This is a genomic window from Paenarthrobacter sp. NPDC058040 (genome assembly GCF_042885775.1).
Taxonomy (GTDB): Bacteria; Actinomycetota; Actinomycetes; order Actinomycetales; family Micrococcaceae; genus Arthrobacter.
The window spans coordinates 46,685-65,934 of record NZ_JBHVRN010000009.1; the positions used below are offsets into that span (position 1 = coordinate 46,685).

Sequence of the window (19,250 nt, forward strand, 5' to 3'; positions counted from 1 at the left end):
GAATGCGGTTGCCAGGGGCATTGGTCGATGTGACAATGCCCGCAGTCAGTGCCAGCATTGAGGAAATGAGCACACCTCAAACCACGGCTCCGCCTGCCAAAACCCCGGGCGATACGTCATTCTTCGGCCACCCAAAAATGTTGGCCAGCCTTTTCTCCGTGGAGATGTGGGAGCGATTCTCCTTCTACGGCATGCAGGGCATCCTGCTTTACTACATGTACTTCACGGCCGACCAGGGCGGCCTGTCCATCGACAAGGGCCTCGCCGCAGGCTTGGTGGGCGCATACGGTGGCGGCGTCTACCTGTCCACCATCCTTGGTGCGTGGCTCGCAGACCGCTTGTTCGGTTCGGAGAAGGTCCTCTTTGGCTCGGCCATCATGATCATGATGGGCCACATCGCCTTGGCCCTTATCCCCGGAATTCCGGGCCTGATCGCGGGCCTGGTGTTGGTGGGCGTAGGTTCAGGCGGTTTGAAGGCCAACGCCACGGCACTGGTAGGCACCCTGTACAGCGAGAAGGACGAACGCCGGGACGCCGGCTTCTCCATCTTCTACATGGGCATCAACATCGGTGGCCTCATTGGCCCGCTGGTCACGGGTTGGCTGCAGGAAAGCAACGGCTTCCACTGGGGCTTCGGCGCGGCAGCAGTGGGCATGGCGATCGGCCTGGTGATCTACTCCCTGGGACGCAAACGTCTTCCCGAGGAAGCGCACCGGGTTCCGAACCCCCTCCCCGCGGCTGATCGGACCAAGTACGGCCTGATCTTCCTGGGCATCCTCGTGGTGATCGGCGTACTGCTCGGCACGGGCACCGTCAATGCGGACAACCTCGCGCGCAGCATGGCCTACGCTGCCATCGGTGCCTCGGTAATCTATCTGTTCCTGATCTTCCGGAGCCCACTGGTCACCGGTCTTGAGCGCAAGCGCGTCCTGGCGTTCATCCCGCTCTACGTTGCTTCGGCTGCCTTCTGGGCCCTGTTCCAGCAGCAGTTCACGTTCATCGCCGTGTACTCGGAGGAGAAGCTGGATCGGAACCTGTTCGGCTGGGAAATGCCGGCAGCGTGGGTCCAGTCGATCAATCCGGTGTTCATCATCATCTTCGCCGGCGTCATGGCCGCGCTTTGGACCAAGTTGGGCTCCAGGCAGCCGAGTTCGCCGTTCAAGTTCTCCATGGGCCTGTTCATCATGGGCCTGGCATTCCTGGCGTTCATCCCGCTGGCCGGCGGCGGCAAGACCCCACTCCTGGCCTTGGTTGGCATCTTGTTCCTCTTTACGCTGGCGGAACTTTGCCTTTCCCCCATTGGGCTGTCCGTAAGTACCAAGCTCGCGCCGAAAGCCTTCCACACCCAGATGGTGGCGCTGTTCTTCTTGTCGGTCTCGCTGGGCACCACCCTTGCAGGCATTCTCGCGGGCCTCTACAACCCCGACGACGAGCTCCCCTACTTCCTGGGCATCGGCGGTGTGGCCGTGGCGCTGGCGGTAGCACTTGCTGCGTCGACTCCGGCGATCAAGAAGCTCATGGCGGGGGTGCGGTAATACCGCTTACAGAAATGACGACGGCCCTCGCCTTCTGTGGGAATCCCATCCGAGGCGACGGCCGTCGTCGTTCGCGTTTAGTAGTTGTAGCGGCTTGAAGCGCCCACGACCACTATGAAGATGATCCAGATGAGGGCCAAGGCAACCCCGATGTAACCCATCACGAGGCCGGCGATGGCCATGCCCTTGCCGGCAGGTTCGCGCTTCAAGCCGAGGTGGCCCAGGACCACGGCTGCGATCTGCGGGAGGATGAAGAATCCAAAGCCCACAAGCGTGGCAATGCCGCAGATCATGCTCGCGATGCTCAGGCCCTTGGGCTGCGAAGGCATGGCGTAGTACGCCGGCTGGCCGTACGGATTCGGCTGGCCATACGGCTGCTGCTGGTACGGGCTCGGCGGCTGGCTGTACGGAGACGTCGGCTGGGTGTACGGCGACGGCGGCTGCTGGCTGTAGTCTCCCGGCGTGTACGAGCTGGACGGCGGCGTGGGCTGGGTGTAGAAGTCGCTCTGGCCCTGTGCGTTCTGCGTGTAGGCATTCTGCTCATACGGCGGCAGCGGCTGGGTGGTTGATTCATACGACGGCGGTGGCGGAACCGAGCCGCCCTGGTTCGGCGCACTGAATTCTGCGGGCGGAACGTACTGTGGCGGTTCGTATCCCGCGGGCTTGTCTTCGTTGCCCTTGGCTGGTTGCTCTGACATAGGTATCCCCCTGTGAATGGTCTTTGATCCCAACCCTACCGCCGCCAAGTGCCCCGCATAAGTAGGGCGCGTAGCAGTGATCAGCGGAGGTGCATTACTGTGATGAGATTCATGCATATGCATGGAATATGCCCGACTGGGGCTGGGTTGCCCCTAATAGCGACGTAAGCAGCGCTACAACGATCATCAGCGGGATCCGTCCCGCGAAGGAGGACATCATGGGTAACTTCCAAGGCAAAACGGCACTCGTCACCGGCGGCGGTTCGGGTCTCGGGGAAGCGATCAGCAAGGACCTCGCGAACAACGGCGTCAACGTGGTTGTGGTGGACGTCAATCTCGACGCAGCAACCCGCGTGGCCGAGGAAATCAAGGCTTCCGGCGGCAAGGCAGTTCCTTTCAAGGCCAACACTGCGGTAGCGGAAGACAGCAAGAAGGCGGTGGACTTTGCTGTTGAGACCTATGGTGCCCTGAACTATGCAGTTAACAACGCCGGCATCGGGGGCGCCAACGCTCCGGTGGGCGACGTGGACCTTGAGGATTGGGACCGCGTCATCGCCATCAACCTCAGCGGCGTCCTGTACGGCATGCGCTACCAGATCCCGGCCATCCTCTCTGCGGGCGCCTCCGAGGGCGCGATCGTCAACATGGCTTCGATCCACGGCACCGTCGCCGCCTTGGGCAACGCTGCGTACACCGCGGCCAAGCACGGCGTGGTGGGCCTGACCAAGAACGCCGCAGCCGAATACGGGGCACAGGGACTGCGTATCAACGCGATTGGCCCTGGCTACATCGAAACCCCGCTGCTGGCCAACGCTCCCAAGGAAGTCATCAGTGGCCTTGAAGCGAAGCACTCACTGGGCCGCCTGGGCCGACCGGAAGAAATCGCGAACGTCACCACGTTCCTGCTCTCGGACAAGGCCAGCTTCATGACCGGCTCCTACGTCCTGGCCGACGGCGGCTACACGGCCGTCTAGCCTGTTTGTTCCCTCCCGGGTTATTGGACCCTTCCGATTCACTGGATCGGAAGGGTCTTTTTGCTTGGCCCGGGAAGCTGTCCGCAACCTTAAACCGGAATGAATCTTTAGTCCCTTTGTTCCAGCTGTCCGCCATTCGGCGTCATAGGGGCCGCATCACGGACATCTCCTACCTGAGCGGGCGGGGGTCTGGCATGCTGGACCCCATGGCTAGCCGAGCGGGCACAGTTGCCCTTCCCCAGGACCTTGTTGACATCACAGCCCTGCTGGACGCGTATTTCGACGTGGCTCCGGATTTGGGTGATCCCGCGCAGCGCGTGGCGTTTGGAACGTCGGGGCACCGCGGTTCCAGCCTGAAGGCTTCCTTCAACGAAGCCCACATTCTTGCCATCACGCAGGCAATCGTCGAGTACCGCGGGCGCCAGGGAATCACGGGGCCCCTGTTCATTGGCCGCGACACCCACGCCCTGAGTGAGCCTGCGCAGAACTCCGCCTTGGAGGTCCTGGCCGCCAACGGCGTTACGGTCCTGGTGGATGCCCGCCACGGCTACACCCCCACTCCGGCCCTGAGCCACGCAATCCTCAAGTACAACCGTGAAGCTGCGCCGGGGACTCCCCAGGCCGACGGCATCGTGGTCACGCCGAGCCACAACCCGCCTGCCGACGGTGGCTTTAAGTACAACCCTCCGCATGGCGGTCCTGCAGACACGGACGCCACGGGCTGGATTGCCGAGCGTGCCAACCAGCTCCTGGAAAACGGGCTGCGCGGCGTCAAGCGCATCCCTTTGAATGACGCCCTCAACGCCGAAACCACGGGCAAGTTCGACTTCCTCAGCAGCTACGTTGACGATCTCCCCTCCGTCCTGGACCTCGACGCGATCCGGAATGCCGGCGTCCGTATCGGAGCCGACCCCATGGGCGGCGCGTCCGTGGACTATTGGGGTGAGATCGGTGAACGCCACCAGCTCAACCTCACTGTGGTGAACCCGACCGTCGACCCGCAGTGGGCCTTCATGACTCTCGACTGGGACGAGAAGATCCGTATGGACTGCTCGTCGCCGTCGGCCATGGCCTCCCTGATCCAGCGCATGTCCGTGGGGGCGGACGGCAAGGCCGCGTACGACGTCGCCACCGGCAACGACGCCGACGCCGACCGCCACGGCATCGTCACCGCCGACGGTGGGCTGATGAACCCGAACCATTACCTCGCCGTCGCCATCGACTACCTGTACCGAAACCGCAGCGGCTGGAACCCCGCATCCGTGGTGGGCAAGACGCTTGTTTCCTCATCGATCATCGACCGCGTCGCAGGCGGACTGGGCCGCAAGCTGGTTGAGGTTCCCGTGGGCTTCAAGTGGTTCGTGCCCGGCCTGCTCTCCGGCGAAGGAGCCTTCGGTGGCGAGGAATCGGCCGGCGCTTCCTTCAACAAGCGCGATGGCAGCGTGTGGACCACGGACAAGGACGGCATCCTGCTGGCCCTCCTCGCCTCCGAGATCACAGCTGTCACGGGCTCCTCGCCCTCCCAGCTCTACAAAGGCCTGACCGACCAGTTCGGCGCCCCGGTCTACGCACGCATCGATGCCGCCGCCACGCGCGATCAGAAGTCCAAGCTCGGCAAGCTCTCCGCCTCCGACGTCACTGCCACCACCCTGGCCGGGGAAAAAATCACCGCCAAGCTTACGGAGGCTCCGGGCAACGGCGCCTCGATCGGCGGCCTGAAGGTGGTCACCGAGAACGCGTGGTTCGCGGCCCGCCCGTCCGGCACCGAGGACGTCTACAAGATCTACGCCGAGTCCTTCAAGGGCGCAGACCACCTGAAGCAGGTGCAGGAGGAAGCCAAGGCCTTGGTTGACGGGGTTATCGCCTAGGCGCTTTGGCTGTCTTCGCCTTCCGCCCCATCCTGGGTCCATAACCTGAGGATGCGGCGGACGGTGTGGTTGCCTTCCGGCGCCATGTCCACCAGCGCTATCTGGTCAAGCACGACGACGTCTCCCGGACTCAGGCGCTTGCCGTCGTGGTGGGAGATGTGTGGCCGGTAGTGGTCCAGGATGTAGTTCGGCGTGGCGATCCTGGCCCCGTTGGTCACCGCCGCCTGAACGAGTTCCTCGTGCAGTCCCTGCAAAAGCGGGTTGCGCTCGATCAGGCTCACCGGAATGGAACCGAGGTGGCCGAAACCGGCATCCTCCCCCACCGTCAGTTCCGCTCCGAGCGCGCCGCTGACCGGTGCTTCGGCCAAGCCTGCCAGGACACCGGCGACGTCGGCACTTCCGTCAGGGCCGACGTCGAACCTTAACAAGGTGATGTGGAGCGGCCAGTCGCTGCGCGGAAAAACCAAGCCGGGATGCACCGGCTCGGTAAACGCCACCCAAATGAGGTTCCGCATAGGCAATAGTGTGCCACCGCGAGCTGGGAGTGCGAGAGGATTCCCGTGACGGTGCGGTTTCGTGAGAGAGCGCCAGCCTCCCGGACGCTCTCTCACCAAACCGCCCAAAATCCCCAACCATCTCTCACGTAAATGCCCTTAAACGCCAACGCTCTCGCATCGAAATGCGAGAGCGTTGCCGTGGAAGGGCGGGAATCAGACCGTGCGGACCACGTCGTCGTAAGCGAACTTCGGCTTGGCTTCGCCCCAAGCGTCCGGGCCGGGCTGGCCGATGTTGACGATGAGGAAGCTCTTCTGGTCGCCGTTCGGGAAGAACTCTGCGTCGATTGCTGCGAAGTCGGCGCCCGTCATGGGGCCGGCGGCGAAACCGAGGGAGCGGACGGCAAGAATGAAGTAGCCGGCCTGAAGGTGGGCATTGTTGTTGCCTGTGCTGGCGGCGAGCTCGGCATTGTCGTCGTACATGGCCTTGGGTGCGCCGTAGGCCGGGAGGAACTTGTCCCACTGGCCCTGCCAGTCGGTGTCGTAGGACAGGATGGCGACGAGCGGAGCCGAGGCGGTCTTGGCCTGGTTACCGCGGGACAGGTGGTCAACCAGCTTGGCGCGGGCCTCATCCGAGCGGACGTAGGTCACGCGGAGCGGCTGGGAGTTGAAGGCAGTGGGGCCGAACTTGGTCAGCTCGTAGATGGCACGGGCCTGCTCGTCGGTGACTTCACCGGAAAAGCTGTTGGCCGTGCGGGCTTCGGCAAAAATGGCGTCGACTGCTGCGGCGTCAATGACTGCTTCTTCGTGGGCAATCGTCATGGATAAACCTTTCGCTGTGCCCTCGCCTATCTGAGCGGCCGGGCTCTTCTGCTTTCCATGGTTGCAACTTCAACTTCGTCTGTCCTCTTCCCATGACGGCACGTGACGTTGGGCACACAGCGTGACTCCGCGTGTCGTTTCCTTGCGTTGTGAGGCCCGATTTGCGCCCTATTCGGCGCGCGAGGCGCGTGAGCAGGCCCCACAACGGCGGTAATGTTGCACCGAACCCCAAACATTCTTCTGAGGAAGGCCCGCCATGAGCATGCTCGGCATCAAATGGAAGCTCCACGGCAACGGCAGGACCATTCGGCCCGGCCACGTGGTATCCCCCGACGAGCGGCTCGCCTGGCCCCTGACCATCGGCATCGGGATGCAGCACGTCGTGGCGATGTTCGGCGCAACGTTCCTCGTCCCGATCATTACGGGCATGCCCCCGGCCACCACGCTGTTCTTCTCGGGCATCGGCACCCTGTTGTTCCTCGTGATCACCAAAGGCCGCGTGCCCAGCTACCTGGGTTCCAGCTTCGCGTTCATCGCCCCGATCCTCGCCTCCCAAGACCAGTACGGCGTTGCCGGCGCCTTGGGCGGCGTGGTGCTTGCCGGCGTCGTACTGGCGCTGATCGGCGCGGTGGTGCAGAAGTTTGGCGCCGAATGGATCAACCGGCTGATGCCCCCGATCGTCACCGGTGCGATTGTGGCGCTGATCGGCCTGAACCTCGCGCCGGCAGCGAAGAACAACTTCGACGCCGCACCCGTCACCGCGCTGATCACGCTGGTCACGATCATCCTCGTTTCTGTCCTGTTCCGCGGGATCCTGGGACGCCTCAGCATTCTGGTAGGAGTCGTGGTGGGCTATCTCGTGGCGATGATGCGCGGCGAGGTCAGCTACGAAAAGATGGACGCCGCAGCCTGGGTGGGCCTGCCGACCTTCCAGACGCCCGAGTTCCACCTTGGCGTGGTGGGCCTGTTCGTCCCCGTAGTGCTGGTGCTCGTGGCTGAGAACGTAGGGCACGTGAAATCGGTGGCCGCGATGACGGGCCAAAACCTCGACGGCGTCTCCGGACGAGCGCTGATGGCCGACGGCGTCGCGACGGTACTTGCCGGGTTCGGCGGCGGTTCCGGCACCACGACGTACGCGGAAAACATCGGCGTCATGGCCGCCACCAAGGTCTACTCGACGGCGGCCTACTGGGTGGCCGGTATCTTCGCCATCCTGCTGAGCTTCTCCCCGAAATTCGGCGAACTGATCGCGACCGTCCCGGCCGGTGTGCTGGGCGGTGCCGCGACCATGCTGTACGGCATGATCGGCGTGCTTGGCGTGAAGATCTGGGTGCAGAACAAGGTCAACTTCTCCAACCCGATCAACCTCACCACCGCCGCCGTTGCGCTGATCATTGGCATCGCGGACTACACGTGGACCATTGGGGAGCTGAAGTTCACGGGCATCGCGCTTGGTTCCGCCGCTGCATTGGTGATCTACCACGGCATGAAGGGGCTGGCCCGTTGGCGCGGCACCGTCGCTGAGCCCGAGACGGAGACGGCAGGGCTGCCACCCGCGGTGAAGTCGGCGATGAATGCTGCGGCGAAGCGACAGGGGAAGAAGAAGTAAGGCTGAGGCGCTCACCACAGCGCGACGGCGCCGGTCCCCCCACGCGGCGGGGACCGGCGTCGTGCGTTACACCGAGCCCCTACGAACTGAAGTCGATCACGAACCGTCCCCGGACCCGGCCGGCTTCCAGCTGTTCGTGAGCCTTCCAGGCATCTTCGGGAGCGAAGACGTCAGCCACCCGCAATGTCAGAACACCTTCCTCGGCCTGGCGGACGAGTTCCTGAAGCAGGGCAGTCTCCTTGAGAACCGAACCCACGTACACCCGATGGACCTGGATACCGCGTTCGCCGATGCCATCCCAGGCCCGGACCACCGCCAGCTGCCCGTGATCTCGGATGGCTCCGAACGTTGCGCCGTTGAGGACCGCGGCATCGAGGACGCCGTCCACACCGTCGGGCACCAAGGCGCGCACATCCGCCACGAAGTCGCCACGGCGAGGGACTAAATAGTCGGCGCCGAACGAGCGAAGAGATTCTACGTCGTCGGGCGCGGCGTCCGCGATCACCGTAAGCCCGTCGGTCTTCGCCAACTGGATGGCGTACACGCCCAGCGCTCCGGAGGCCCCAGTAATGGCCAGGGTTTGACCAGGTGCCAGCGCCAGCTGGTCCAACGCGATCCTTGCCGTCGCCGCATTCATGAGCAAAGTGGAGGCCGCCACGAAATCGACACCGTCCGGTGCTGCAACCACCGATTCCACCGGGAGGACGATCTTGTCCGCATACGCCCCGGTGGGGAACGGCAACACGATGCCCACCACCGGGTCTCCTACCTTCAGCCGGCCGTCGTGCCCCGGGCCGAGGGCATCAACAACGCCAGCCAGGTCCATCCCCGGGATGTACGGCGGCTGGAGGTTCTGCGCGGAAATGGTTGCCGCGTGCTGGCCATTGCGGAGCATCAAGTCCGTGGGACTGACGGCCGCGGCATGGATACGGACGCGCACTTCACCCTCCCCCGGTACAGGCTCTGCTACTTCCAGCAATTCAAGGTTTTTCGGTCCGCCATAATTGATTACGCCTAGTGCTCTCATGTCCGTTCCAACCCGGTCACATTTGTAGTAATTCCAGAAAAATGACCAATAGCCGGGCAGTATTTGTAACAGGATAAATAGCTACTGGATGCCTACAATGCCAGGCAACATACTCGCTTCATGGCCCGAACAACCCTCTTCTGCTTTCATCATGCCGGGGGTTCGGAGTGGCAATTCCGCTCGTGGTCCTCCCGTTTGAGCCCTGCTATCAAGGTGGTCGGGGTTCCCCTTGAGTGCCGCACGGGCGAACCACAAACCATTGAACAGATGGCTGCGAGGGCTCGGAATTTCCTTGCCGGTGAAGACATAGCTTCAGCGGCCTTCTACGGGCACAGCATGGGCGGACTCGTTGCCTTTGAGGTGTGCCGGCAGCTTTCAGCGGCGGGACTGGAGCTTCCAGCCGCCGTCATCCTGGGCGGTTCACCCCCGCCAGGCACCCTCCCTGCCAGTGAAGAAGCCCTGCGGATCCTCGACGAAACCGAGCCGCTTCCGGCCTTCCTTCCCGCCTACATCACCGAACGAATGGAGGCCGGCGTCCGGCGGGCCTGCGCCTACTCTCCACCGCGTGACAAGATTCCCACGCAACTTGACGTCATCTGTGGAACAACAGACAACTTGGTAAATTTTCGTCGCATGCAGCAATGGGAGGACTACTGCGACCCTGCACCTCGTTACCATCAAGTTGTTGGGGGACATCTTTTTCACCGTTCTGCGCAAGACGATTTCATGACTGTTTTGAGGCAGCTGATTCCCTGCAACGCACTTCCCGCAGGAACAGCAGCAGCCTCCTGACACAGGATTTGAAATCAAGAAAGCGCAGGCATGACATGGCACCCACCACCGTGACGGACAGTCCAGAGGCGCCCAGGTTCGCCGTCCAACGTGGCATGGATGAATCCGAGGCCCGGCGTCAGGGCCTGGCACGATTCCTGCGTGCACGGCGCCAGCAGTTGCGGCCCCAGGATGTGGGCCTGCCCAGCAGCAGCCGCCGACGTACGCCCGGATTGAGGCGCGAAGAGGTGGCCGTCCTGGCCAACGTCGGCGTCACTTGGTACACGTGGCTGGAGCAGGGCCGGGACATCGGCGTCTCTTCCGATGTTGTGGACGCGATAGCCCAGGCACTCAGGATGGAAGGTGGCGAGCTGGAGCACCTGTACGAGCTCGCCGGCAAGCAGCAGCCGGTCCGCCGGTCCGCGGCAGCCGAGGTCCGCGCGATCATGGGCCGCGTCCTTGCCGGTTTCACCCAGTTTCCCGCGTACGTGGTGGATCGGTACTGGAACGTGGTGGCCACCAATCCCATCTCGGAGTATGTGTTCGGGATCCATGTGGGCTCCAACTGCCTTGAGGCGTTCTTCACCAAACCGGATGTCGCCGCCCATTACCCACACCGGGAGCTGGCTGGCCGGATGATGGCTGCCCAGTTCCACCGGCAAGCAGCCATGTACCCAGGCGACGCCACCTTTGCGATGCTGGCGGACAAGATCGCCTCCGTTTCCCCCGAGTTCAAGGACTACTGGGAAAGCTACGTTGTGGGTGTGGAGCCACATGTGGACATCGTGTTCGACCACAGCCAGTTGGGCCGGCTCACCTTTGAATCGGTGGTTTTGAACCCCGTTGGTGGGGACGACCTCCGCGTTTTCCTGTACCTGCCCAAGCCCGGTTCCGGGACCGCAGAAGCCCTGGCCCGCGTCAGCTGAACCGCTGCCGGGCGCCGCACACAGAAGGAGTCTCCTTGGAAGCACAAACCCGCCCGGCCGTCGTCGAATGTGAACGCTGGAGTGCCGTTGCGCTCCAGCGAAGCATCACCATCGGCAGTTTCACAGTTACGTACCTGCCGGACGGGTACGTCCAGTTGCACCCGGACGTGTGGTTCTCCCTGTCCGGACCCCGCGGCGACTACATTGGCATGCCCCACCTCATCAGCCAAGACGGCTACCTGACCGGTTCAATCGGCTCACTGCTTGTCACCGGACCGGATGCGGCGGTGATGATCGACGCCGGCTTCGGACCACGGCGTCTACCGGCGGTCCGGTCGCATCCCTCCTTGGGCGACATGCACGGTGGCGCCCTGGCGGACGCCGAGCTCCCCCAAGAACTCACTGCCGCCGTCTTCACCCACCTTCACGATGACCACACCGGCTGGTTGAACCACGACGACGGTCCCGGTCACCTATTGCGCGATGCAACCCTCCGCGCCTCGGAACTCGAACTGCGCCACCACGGACTGAACGGCGACGACCAGTGGCTCGCGCTGAGCGACAGCGAAGAGATCGTCCCGGGCATCACGGCAGTCGCAACACCCGGTCACACGCTGGGCCACACCTCGTACCTCATCGAATCCAACGGCGAGCGCCTGCTGTGCTTCGGGGACGTCATGCACAGCCCTGTGCAGGTTTCCCAGCCGCAGCTTAATTCCTGCTTCGAGGCCAACCCGGCAGCCTCAGTGGAATCGAGGAGGCGCACGCTTGAAATTCTGTCTGGCACGGACATCATCGGCGCGGGGATGCACTTTGGGGACGTTGTTTTCGGGCGCGTTTCGCCGGACTCAGACGGCGGCCTGCAGTGGGATCCGGTCGCGTAAACAGCAGGCCCCGCGCGTGGAAGTACGCAGCCGGGTGGCGGCCAGGCAGGTGGCGAAACTACCACCATAAGCAAGCTCTGGATGGGGTAGTTGGCAGGCAGCACGCTGGAAGCATGTCTACAAAAGCTTCTTTGCCAACACCATCGCTGACGGGCCGCCAACGGCTCGTCCTGACCCTGCTTCTGGGCGCTCAGTTCATGTTCGCCCTTGACTTTTCGATCGTCACCGTTGCACTGCCGGCCATGGGCCGCGAGCTCGGAATTGCCGACGGCGACCTTCAGTGGATCATCACCCTCTTTGCTCTTTCTGCTGCCGGCCTTGTACTGCTGATGGGCAGGATCGGCGACTACTACGGCCGGAAGAAGCTGTTCCTTATCGGCATGGTGATCCTGACCGTCGCTTCGGCCGTGGGTGGGCTTGCCACCGAGCCGGCGGTCCTTTTCGCGGCCCGCGTCGGCCAAGGACTCGCTACGGCGATCACGATGCCGGCCGCCCTCTCCCTGCTGACCACCTCGTTTGAAGAGGGTCCCCTGCGGAACAAGGCATTGGGCCTCAACGGAGCGCTGCTTTCCCTTGGTTTTGCCGTGGGGGCAGTCCTGGGCGGCGTGCTGACCGATGTGTTCGGCTGGCGCTTCACGTTCTTCATCAATGTTCCCGTGGGAATCATCATCCTGGCCCTGGCACCTTTTGTGATCAAGGACCTCTCCGCCCGAGTGCAGCAGAAGCTGGATGTTCCCGGTGCCATCACCCTGACACTCGGCCTCCTTGCCCTGGTTCTCGGAGTCACCTCCGTGGAACGCGAAGGCTGGGCCTCCCCGTCCACGCTGGTGCTGCTCGCCGTGGCCGTGGTGGCATTCGTCGTCTTCTGGAACATCGAAGCCCGCTCCTCCCATCCTCTTGCCGCCGTCACCATCCTGAAACGCCCGTCCGTTTTCCTGGGCAACCTGGGCGGGCTGGTGACCTTCTCCATGGAAAGCGGCAAGGTGTTCCTCCTGACCATCTACCTGCAACGGGTGCTGGAATCCACGGCTCTGGCCACGGGACTTGCCTTTGGTGTCCTGGGTGCGGGGGCATTCACTGGTGGACTGGTTGCTGCCAACATCATCAACAAGATCGGCGCGAAGGCCACGTTGGTGCTGGGCCTCACCCTTCAAGGAGTGTCCACGCTCAGCTTCCTGTTCCTGGGCCTGAATGCGGGGATTGGGTTCACGCAGATCCTGGTTGCCACGGCCATCGGCGGGTTCGGCCACGTATTGGTGATCGTCGCTTACACGGTTGCGGTCACGTCCGGGCTTCCGGATTCGGAGCAGGGCCTTGCTTCCGGTCTTGCCGGTCAGACCCAGCAAGTAGCGTTCACCATCGGCACGCCCATCGTAAGTGCCATTGCCTTGGCTTTCACCACGGCGAACTTCGCGGATCCCGCCTCCGCACAGGCCATCCTCGGCGGCGTCCACTTCGGGCTGTTCATCAACGCCGTCATCATCCTCGGAACCGCGGCAGTAATCCTCGCTTTCCTGCCTTCCAGCAAGACCGTTTCACCAGAACCTGAGCTCGTCCCCGCAGAATCCGTCTGACTGAACCGACAGAAAGCGCAGTCCCATGAACGTGACCTACCCCGACCCGCTCGTCCTCGCCAATGTCGACGACTATCTCGGCCCGAAATCCACTCGCTTTTTCGGCAGCGGATACCGCCAAACCACGCCGGCCCTGAGGGGACTATCCATCCACCACACGGCCGATGGAACCACGCTGATGGAGGCGCGCGGGTCGGTGCGGGTCGGGGACCACTGGTCAGTCAAGGGTTCAACGGCGCAGCAGCCACACCTGGGCACCACGGATGCGATTGTCCTGGCGCTGGAAGCAGCTGAGGCACTGCTTGCCAGCCGGTATTCACCGTCCATCCTGCCGTCGGTCTACGTCCGCCAGCTCACCCTCACCGCGGGAACCACCCCTATTGAGGACATCTTGAACAACTTCCCCGTCACCGCCACCACCAACGGTCAATCCGATGACGGAATCATGATGATCCACGTGGAGATGGCCTCCATGAAAGCCGTCCTGGCTTTGCACCACCCGCTGTGCGTGGCGTCCAAGGCAAACCTCCGCACGGAGAATCCGGATGCTTTGGTGGGTGACGCGGCAAAGAGGGTGTACGGGGATATCTATAAATCCCGGGAAACCGACATCCGGGACATCACGCTGGAAAACACCGAACTGAGCGGCAGCGCAACTCTCGCCATCGAACAGCCCTTCGACGAACAACACGACTCAGTCGGGCTTGAAGGCGCCTACCAGCCGGGCCTGTCCCTCATGGAGGCATTCGTCGCAACGCTGCAGCTGGGGCAGGTCCTGCTCTACGAACTTGACGGCCTGACCCGCGCCGAAAGCAACACCCTCTGGATGCGGCGCACCGTTATTACTGCCACCGAACCACCATCAAGCATCGAAAACGGGCTTCCGCTCAACGTCAAACTTCGGCGCTCCCGGATCCTGCCGCTCAACGGCAGCAACTGGCGCTGCGCCGAGATCGAAGGCCGCATCGGCAGCCAACTCGGCATCACCTGCGATGTGGCCCACGAAGTTCCCCGCTAGACAAACACACACCGAAAGAGAACACCATGAAACTCGCAATCTCAGGCACGTACTCCTCTGGCAAGACTTTCACCACCATCGCGCTCTCCCACCTGACCGGCTTTCCACGCAGTGCGGCCAAGACCATGCGTGAACTGCTCCCGATTTCCGTCCCGGGCAAGACCCTGGAGGAGTGCACGGCCGCGGAAATCCTCATGCTGATCACCAGGCGGAACACTGAGCGTGCCGTGAACGAGTCGCACCTCGGCGATACCTTCATTTCCGATGGCTCGTCCCTGCACGAGTGGATCTACGGGACCGTCCGCGTCCTGGTAGGCATCAACCCGAACGACTCCGTGGACCTGGAGAGCGTGGAGAAGACCGGGGAACTGGTCTTCTTCGAAGAGGTCATCAGCGCCCTGGGTGTCCCTGCAAAGCAGCACGCCCTGGCCAACTACGACGCGTTCGTTCACCTGCCCATCGAGTTCCCCTTGGTGGCCGATGGACACCGCCCCGTCAACGAGAAGTTCCGGTCCTTGGCCGACCAGATGATCCAGGACGAGGTGGCCAAGCTGGGTATCCCGAACGTCACCATCGGCGGCAGCATCCCTGAGCGCCTCGAAGGCATCACCGCACACTACAACCTCCCCCGTGTCATCAGCATCGACGAGGCCATTGCCCGCGCCCAGGCGGACTACGATGCGCTGGATGTCCGCAACGAAAAGGAACGCGAACTTGCCGGCGCGCATTAGGCGGCCAGCCGCCGTCGTACTCCAAGGCCTGGGCGGCTACGTACCATCCGGTACGGTCACCAACCTTGACTTGGAGGGGCGGCTGGAAACCTCGGATGCCTGGATCCGCTCGAGGACGGGCATCCACTCGCGCCGGTTGGCGGCGCCCGGGGAGGCAACCAGCGACATGGCGACTGAGGCCGCTCGGCGTGCTTTGGCGTCGGCCGGCAACCCGGACATTGACCTGGTGATTCTGGCAACCACGACGCCGGACCACCCCTGCCCGGCCACCGCACCTGCGGTTGCGTCCCGGCTGGGCCTGGGTCCCGTGGCCGCTTTCGACCTCGCGGCCGTGTGTTCGGGGTTCGTCTATGCGCTGGCCCAAGCGAATGCCGCCGTCTTGTCCGGGCAGCACCGGAGGGTGCTGGTCATCGGGGCGGATACTTTCAGCGCGATCGTGAACCCGCGCGACCGCAACACGGCCATCATCTTCGGGGATGGCGCCGGCGCGGTTGTTGTGGGGGCTGGCGACGACGGTCAGCCGGGACAGCTCTCCGCGTTCGACCTGCACTCGGACGGCAGTTGCCACGACCTCATCAAGGTGGCCGCCGGCGGTTCCCGCATGCCCGTCGGCCCCGAAACGAGCGACGCCGACCGCTACTTCACCATGCAGGGCAAGGAGGTCTTCGTCCAGGCTGTCACGGCCATGGCCGAATCCTCCCGCAAGGCCCTGCACGAAAGCGGCTGGCAATCCGGAGACGTCGACTGGCTCATTGCGCACCAGGCCAATCAACGGATCCTCAACCAAGTAGCCGGGCTCCTGGGCATCGATCCGCAGAAAGCAGTCATTCATTTGGACCGGGTCGGCAACACCTCCGCCGCCTCGATTCCCCTGGCATTGGCCGATCACGCACCTCGATTCGAGGCAGGCGACAAGTTACTGCTCACCGCGTTCGGCGGGGGCACCACCTGGGGCGCAGGGACACTCACCTGGCCGCCCATCGCCGTCGCTGATCCCCAGCAGGCTGATTCGCAGCCCGCCGAATACGAAAGGACACCATCATGACCCACCCCGCAGCACTTGTTACCGCTGAGGAAATCCACCAGCTCGTCCGCACTGCAGCCCCCGAGGCCATTGGTGATGCGGCAGTTGACACGCCGTTCGACCAACTGGAGGTGGACTCGCTGACCTTGGTTGAGATCGCCGTCCTGACCAGCCAAAAATACGGTCCAGTAGTGCACGACTGGGAGATCGCAGAGGCTGGTTCCTTCGCTGCACTGGCCCAGCTGGTGAACGAGCGTCGTGTCCTTGAGGCGGCATCCTGACGAAGCAGGCAGCGGCCGCCTATTTTGATGTCGACGGCACCCTGACACCACTGACCACCATGTTTGAGCTGCTCCTTTTCGATGCAGGTTCGTCCGGTCGGCTGGCCGAAGGGAGGGCCTTCCTGTCGGGACTCCGGTTGGCGAAAGCCGCCGGGGCCCCGCGGGAGGAAACCAACCGGACATACTTCCGGTGGTGGGCCGGCCGTTCCGTGGTTGAGGTCGAAGAACTTGGGCGGGAGTGGTTTTCCGCTGTGCCCCGGTCCGGCCTCGTGTTTCCCGACATGGCCAGCCGCGTTGAGTGGCATCGGAACCGGGACCACCGGATCGTGTTGGTGAGCGGCTCGTTTGCGCCGGCCTTGCAGCCCTTCGCCGACTACCTTCGGGCAGACGATGTCCTCACGGCGTCCGCACTCGTGGAGCGGGGCCGGTACACCGGTGACATCACTGAGCCAATGATCGGAGAGGGCAAGGCTGTTGCCGTCGCCGCGCACGCAGCCCAGCACAGCCTGGATCTCGCCGCGTCCCACGGGTACGGCGACGACATTTCGGACGTGCCGTTCCTGGAACTGACCGGGAACCGCGTCATCGTGAACAACCCGAAGCTTCCAACCTCAGCGCCTGGATGGTCCAGGCGCCTTTTGGCAGAAATTTAAGGACCTCAATGAAAATCGCGATTGTCGGTGCCCACGGCGTTGGAAAAACCACGTTGACCAAAGCCCTCGAAGCCCGGACGCCCTTGGTGGCCCCGGTGCCAACTCCGATGCACAATCCCCTTCCCGGAACCGTGAAGTCGCTCCAGGAGTGCTCCAATGAGGAAGTGCTTCGCCTGAGCCAACGCCGTTACACCGAACGGATCGTCCAGGAACAGTTGGCCGGTGACGTCATCTCCGACGGTTCAGTCCTCCACGAGTGGGTTTACGCGTCCACCCGGTTGGCTTTGGGAATTTACCCGGACCACAATTCCGAGCCGAGCACCTCCCCCGTGGTCCAGACCCAGCTGAACCTGGTGGAGGACTTCACGGAGGAAGCCTTGGCCTACTTCGAGCAGGCCTATGATCACGTCTTCTTCATCCGGGTTGAGTTCGCCCTACCCCGGGACGGTGCCCCGATCAGCGACCGGTTCCAGTTGGAGGCCGGGCAGCAGTTGTTCGAACTGCTCTCCCTGACGTCCAAGCCGGTCCATGTGATCACGGGTTCGGTGGAGGAACGCTTGTCGGCAGTGCTCGGGGTGCTGGGGCTTCAGGGATTCACGCAAAGAAATAGTCAGCTTGCTTACTAACTCCACTTTCCCTAGGCTGGATCGGGTCAGACAAACAACTCTCACAGCAGCGGGATGCGCCCAAAAGGACCATGCCGCACCACGGAGGAGGAACGGTGTCAGAACACAACATCACAGGCAAGAAGGTCGCATTCCTGCTGACGGACGGCGTGGAGCAGGTGGAGCTGACCAGCCCATGGCAGGCCGTCGAGGATGCGGGTGGCGAGCCAACGCTTATTGCACCCAAAAAGGGGAAGATCCAAGGTTTCAACGGCGTGGACAAGGGTGACACCTTCGACGCAACACTGGCGGTGGCCGACGCCAACGCCTCGGACTTCGACGCGCTGGTACTCCCCGGCGGCGTCGTGAACGCGGACTACCTCCGCGTCGACAAGGACGCGCAGAACTTTACCCGCGCGTTCTTCGAGCAGCACAAGCCCGTGGCCTCAATCTGCCACGGACCGTGGATCCTGATCGAGGCCGGCGTCATCAAGGGCCGCAACGTCACCTCGTACCACACGCTCCAGACCGATCTCCGGAACGCCGGGGCCAACTGGAGCGACCAGGAAGTAGTGGTCGACCAAGGCCTTGTCACCAGCCGCAACCCGGACGACCTCCCGGCCTTCAACAGCAAGGTCGTCGAAGAAATCTCCGAGGGCCAGCACGCTGGCCAGACCGCCTAGCGGTCGCCGCGCGCCAGCACCAAAACGCGAGTGCCGCCGTCGTACTTTTTCAAGAAGTACGACGGCGGCACTCGCCTCACGCACCTAATCAACCAAACACGAGACCCAGCGAATTACACCGCCGTAATGTTGCGCAGATCACATTCGATGCCTAGGCTGGGGGACGCTGCAGCGTGGCAGCACACTGATGAAAGGCAACACATTGGCCAGCGAGAAGCTCTCCGTAGTTGTTCGAGTGGATGTTGACGGCGAACAGATTCAGATCGCAGCAACCGGGCATGTGACCACCTCCAGCATCCAAGGGCTCTACCCGGTAGTTCAGCGCACCAAGAGCCTGGGCGGTGGACTCGACGTCGAAATGGACCTTTCGGGGGCGACCGTCGATGCCGAAGCCGTGGATGAGCTGCAGATCTACTCGGAGCTCTACGAAGTGCCCATCCGGCTCCCTGAGCTCGACAATGTGACCGCCCTGCCGACCCGCCGCCTGGCAACGGTCGCCGCTTGACAGGAGCAACCATGCGCAAAGTAACCGCCGGACTGTTCCACTCCGTAGACGGCGTGGTCCAGGACCCGTTCAAGTTCCAGTTCGACAGCTTCGACGAGGACCTGGGCAAGGGCCTGACCAAGATGATCAATACCGTGGACACGGTAGTGCTGGGCCGGGTCAGCTATCAGGAATGGGCCCAATACTGGCCGAACGCCTCCCAGGACGAGGACTTCGCAGCCTTCATCAATCCGGTGGAAAAGTTCGTCGCGTCGCGCACCCTCAGCGAGCCCCTCGAGTGGCAGAACTCGCATCTGATCGAGGGCGACGTCGAACAGTTCGTCACCGCTCTAAAGAACGGCGAGGGCGGCGAAATCGCGGTCTGCGGCAGCATCTCACTGGTCCGTCAATTGTTCTTCGCAGGCGTCCTGGATGAGCTCACACTCATGACGCACCCCGTGATTGCCGGCAGTGGACGGCGAATCTTCGAAGCCGGCGACCCCGTAAACCGGCTCGTCCTTGAAGACCAGTACGCCACCAGCAAAGGCAATGTTGTGACGACGTACAGCCTGCGGAAGGATTAGGGCTC

At 63.1% G+C, this 19,250-nt stretch carries 21 protein-coding genes; 17 read left to right on the plus strand and 4 right to left on the minus strand.

What is annotated here, in order from left to right; genetic code table 11:
• Positions 1-35: 35 nt before the first annotated feature.
• Positions 36-1,535 (plus strand): peptide MFS transporter, encoded by a 1,500-nt coding sequence (locus tag ACFVSJ_RS13960; protein ID WP_387437640.1) that lies wholly within the window; start codon positions 36-38, stop codon positions 1,533-1,535.
• Between the two features lie 77 nt (positions 1,536-1,612).
• On the opposite strand, the gene ACFVSJ_RS13965 is transcribed toward ACFVSJ_RS13960, so the two are convergent.
• Positions 1,613-2,233 (minus strand): DUF4190 domain-containing protein, encoded by a 621-nt coding sequence (locus ACFVSJ_RS13965; RefSeq protein ID WP_387437416.1) that lies wholly within the window; start codon positions 2,231-2,233, stop codon positions 1,613-1,615.
• A 218-nt stretch (positions 2,234-2,451) separates the two neighbouring features.
• On the opposite strand from ACFVSJ_RS13965, the gene ACFVSJ_RS13970 reads away from it, so the two are divergent.
• Both ACFVSJ_RS13970 and pgm read left to right on the plus strand, forming a co-directional pair.
• Positions 2,452-3,207, plus strand: a complete 756-nt coding sequence (locus tag ACFVSJ_RS13970) for an SDR family NAD(P)-dependent oxidoreductase (protein WP_387437417.1) — start codon at positions 2,452-2,454, stop codon at positions 3,205-3,207.
• A 206-nt stretch (positions 3,208-3,413) separates the two neighbouring features.
• Positions 3,414-5,075, plus strand: a complete 1,662-nt coding sequence (pgm, locus tag ACFVSJ_RS13975; protein ID WP_387437419.1) for a phosphoglucomutase (alpha-D-glucose-1,6-bisphosphate-dependent) — start codon at positions 3,414-3,416, stop codon at positions 5,073-5,075.
• Here pgm and ACFVSJ_RS13980 read toward each other — a convergent pair.
• Together ACFVSJ_RS13980 and ACFVSJ_RS13985 are read right to left on the minus strand one after the other, a co-directional pair.
• Positions 5,072-5,590, minus strand: coding sequence for a hypothetical protein (locus tag ACFVSJ_RS13980; protein WP_387437421.1), 519 nt, complete (start codon positions 5,588-5,590; stop codon positions 5,072-5,074). The genes pgm and ACFVSJ_RS13980 overlap by 4 nt on opposite strands.
• Before the next feature lie 195 nt (positions 5,591-5,785).
• Positions 5,786-6,391 (minus strand): malonic semialdehyde reductase, encoded by a 606-nt coding sequence (locus ACFVSJ_RS13985; RefSeq protein ID WP_387437422.1) that lies wholly within the window; start codon positions 6,389-6,391, stop codon positions 5,786-5,788.
• 256 nt (positions 6,392-6,647) lie between these two features.
• Between ACFVSJ_RS13985 and ACFVSJ_RS13990 the strand changes: the two genes are divergently transcribed.
• Entirely contained in the window at positions 6,648-8,000 is a 1,353-nt protein-coding gene (locus tag ACFVSJ_RS13990; protein WP_387437423.1) for a uracil-xanthine permease family protein, read from the plus strand.
• Positions 8,001-8,079: 79 nt separating this feature from the next.
• Here the strand turns inward: ACFVSJ_RS13990 and ACFVSJ_RS13995 are convergent, their stop codons facing one another.
• Positions 8,080-9,027 carry an NADP-dependent oxidoreductase gene (locus ACFVSJ_RS13995; protein ID WP_387437425.1) on the minus strand — a complete coding sequence of 316 codons (948 nt, stop codon included), beginning with the start codon at positions 9,025-9,027 and terminating at the stop codon, positions 8,080-8,082.
• Positions 9,028-9,147: 120 nt separating this feature from the next.
• Here ACFVSJ_RS13995 and ACFVSJ_RS14000 point away from each other — a divergent pair, with 120 nt between their 5' ends.
• From ACFVSJ_RS14000 to ACFVSJ_RS14060, 13 genes are all read left to right on the plus strand, one after another.
• Positions 9,148-9,819, plus strand: coding sequence for a thioesterase II family protein (locus ACFVSJ_RS14000; RefSeq protein WP_387437426.1), 672 nt, complete (start codon positions 9,148-9,150; stop codon positions 9,817-9,819).
• Between the two features lie 35 nt (positions 9,820-9,854).
• Complete coding sequence (locus ACFVSJ_RS14005; RefSeq protein WP_387437427.1) at positions 9,855-10,724, plus strand: helix-turn-helix transcriptional regulator; 870 nt, start codon at positions 9,855-9,857, stop codon at positions 10,722-10,724.
• A 35-nt stretch (positions 10,725-10,759) separates the two neighbouring features.
• Positions 10,760-11,608: an MBL fold metallo-hydrolase gene (locus ACFVSJ_RS14010; RefSeq protein ID WP_387437429.1), complete on the plus strand. Its 849-nt coding sequence runs from the start codon at positions 10,760-10,762 to the stop codon at positions 11,606-11,608.
• 113 nt (positions 11,609-11,721) lie between these two features.
• Positions 11,722-13,182: an MFS transporter gene (locus tag ACFVSJ_RS14015; RefSeq protein ID WP_387437431.1), complete on the plus strand. Its 1,461-nt coding sequence runs from the start codon at positions 11,722-11,724 to the stop codon at positions 13,180-13,182.
• Positions 13,183-13,207: 25 nt separating this feature from the next.
• Positions 13,208-14,200, plus strand: a complete 993-nt coding sequence (locus tag ACFVSJ_RS14020; RefSeq protein WP_387437432.1) for an AvrD family protein — start codon at positions 13,208-13,210, stop codon at positions 14,198-14,200.
• A gap of 26 nt (positions 14,201-14,226) precedes the next feature.
• The gene (locus tag ACFVSJ_RS14025) at positions 14,227-14,931 is read left to right on the plus strand and encodes an AAA family ATPase (protein ID WP_387437434.1); all 705 of its coding nucleotides are present in this window, start codon (positions 14,227-14,229) and stop codon (positions 14,929-14,931) included.
• Positions 14,915-15,976 (plus strand): beta-ketoacyl-ACP synthase III, encoded by a 1,062-nt coding sequence (locus ACFVSJ_RS14030; RefSeq protein WP_387437435.1) that lies wholly within the window; start codon positions 14,915-14,917, stop codon positions 15,974-15,976. Before ACFVSJ_RS14025 ends, ACFVSJ_RS14030 begins: the two co-directional genes overlap by 17 nt.
• Positions 15,973-16,236, plus strand: coding sequence for an acyl carrier protein (locus tag ACFVSJ_RS14035; protein WP_387437436.1), 264 nt, complete (start codon positions 15,973-15,975; stop codon positions 16,234-16,236). The genes ACFVSJ_RS14030 and ACFVSJ_RS14035 overlap by 4 nt, the downstream gene beginning before the upstream one ends.
• A complete protein-coding gene (locus ACFVSJ_RS14040) occupies positions 16,233-16,889 on the plus strand; it encodes an HAD-IB family hydrolase (RefSeq protein WP_387437641.1) in 657 nt (218 codons plus the stop codon). Before ACFVSJ_RS14035 ends, ACFVSJ_RS14040 begins: the two co-directional genes overlap by 4 nt.
• Positions 16,890-16,897: 8 nt before the next feature.
• Positions 16,898-17,515, plus strand: a complete 618-nt coding sequence (locus ACFVSJ_RS14045) for an AAA family ATPase (RefSeq protein ID WP_387437437.1) — start codon at positions 16,898-16,900, stop codon at positions 17,513-17,515.
• A 95-nt stretch (positions 17,516-17,610) separates the two neighbouring features.
• Complete coding sequence (locus tag ACFVSJ_RS14050; protein ID WP_387437438.1) at positions 17,611-18,177, plus strand: type 1 glutamine amidotransferase domain-containing protein; 567 nt, start codon at positions 17,611-17,613, stop codon at positions 18,175-18,177.
• Between the two features lie 187 nt (positions 18,178-18,364).
• Positions 18,365-18,682 (plus strand): hypothetical protein, encoded by a 318-nt coding sequence (locus tag ACFVSJ_RS14055; RefSeq protein ID WP_387437439.1) that lies wholly within the window; start codon positions 18,365-18,367, stop codon positions 18,680-18,682.
• 11 nt (positions 18,683-18,693) lie between these two features.
• Positions 18,694-19,245, plus strand: coding sequence for a dihydrofolate reductase family protein (locus ACFVSJ_RS14060; protein ID WP_387437440.1), 552 nt, complete (start codon positions 18,694-18,696; stop codon positions 19,243-19,245).
• The last annotated feature ends 5 nt before the right edge of the window (positions 19,246-19,250 follow it).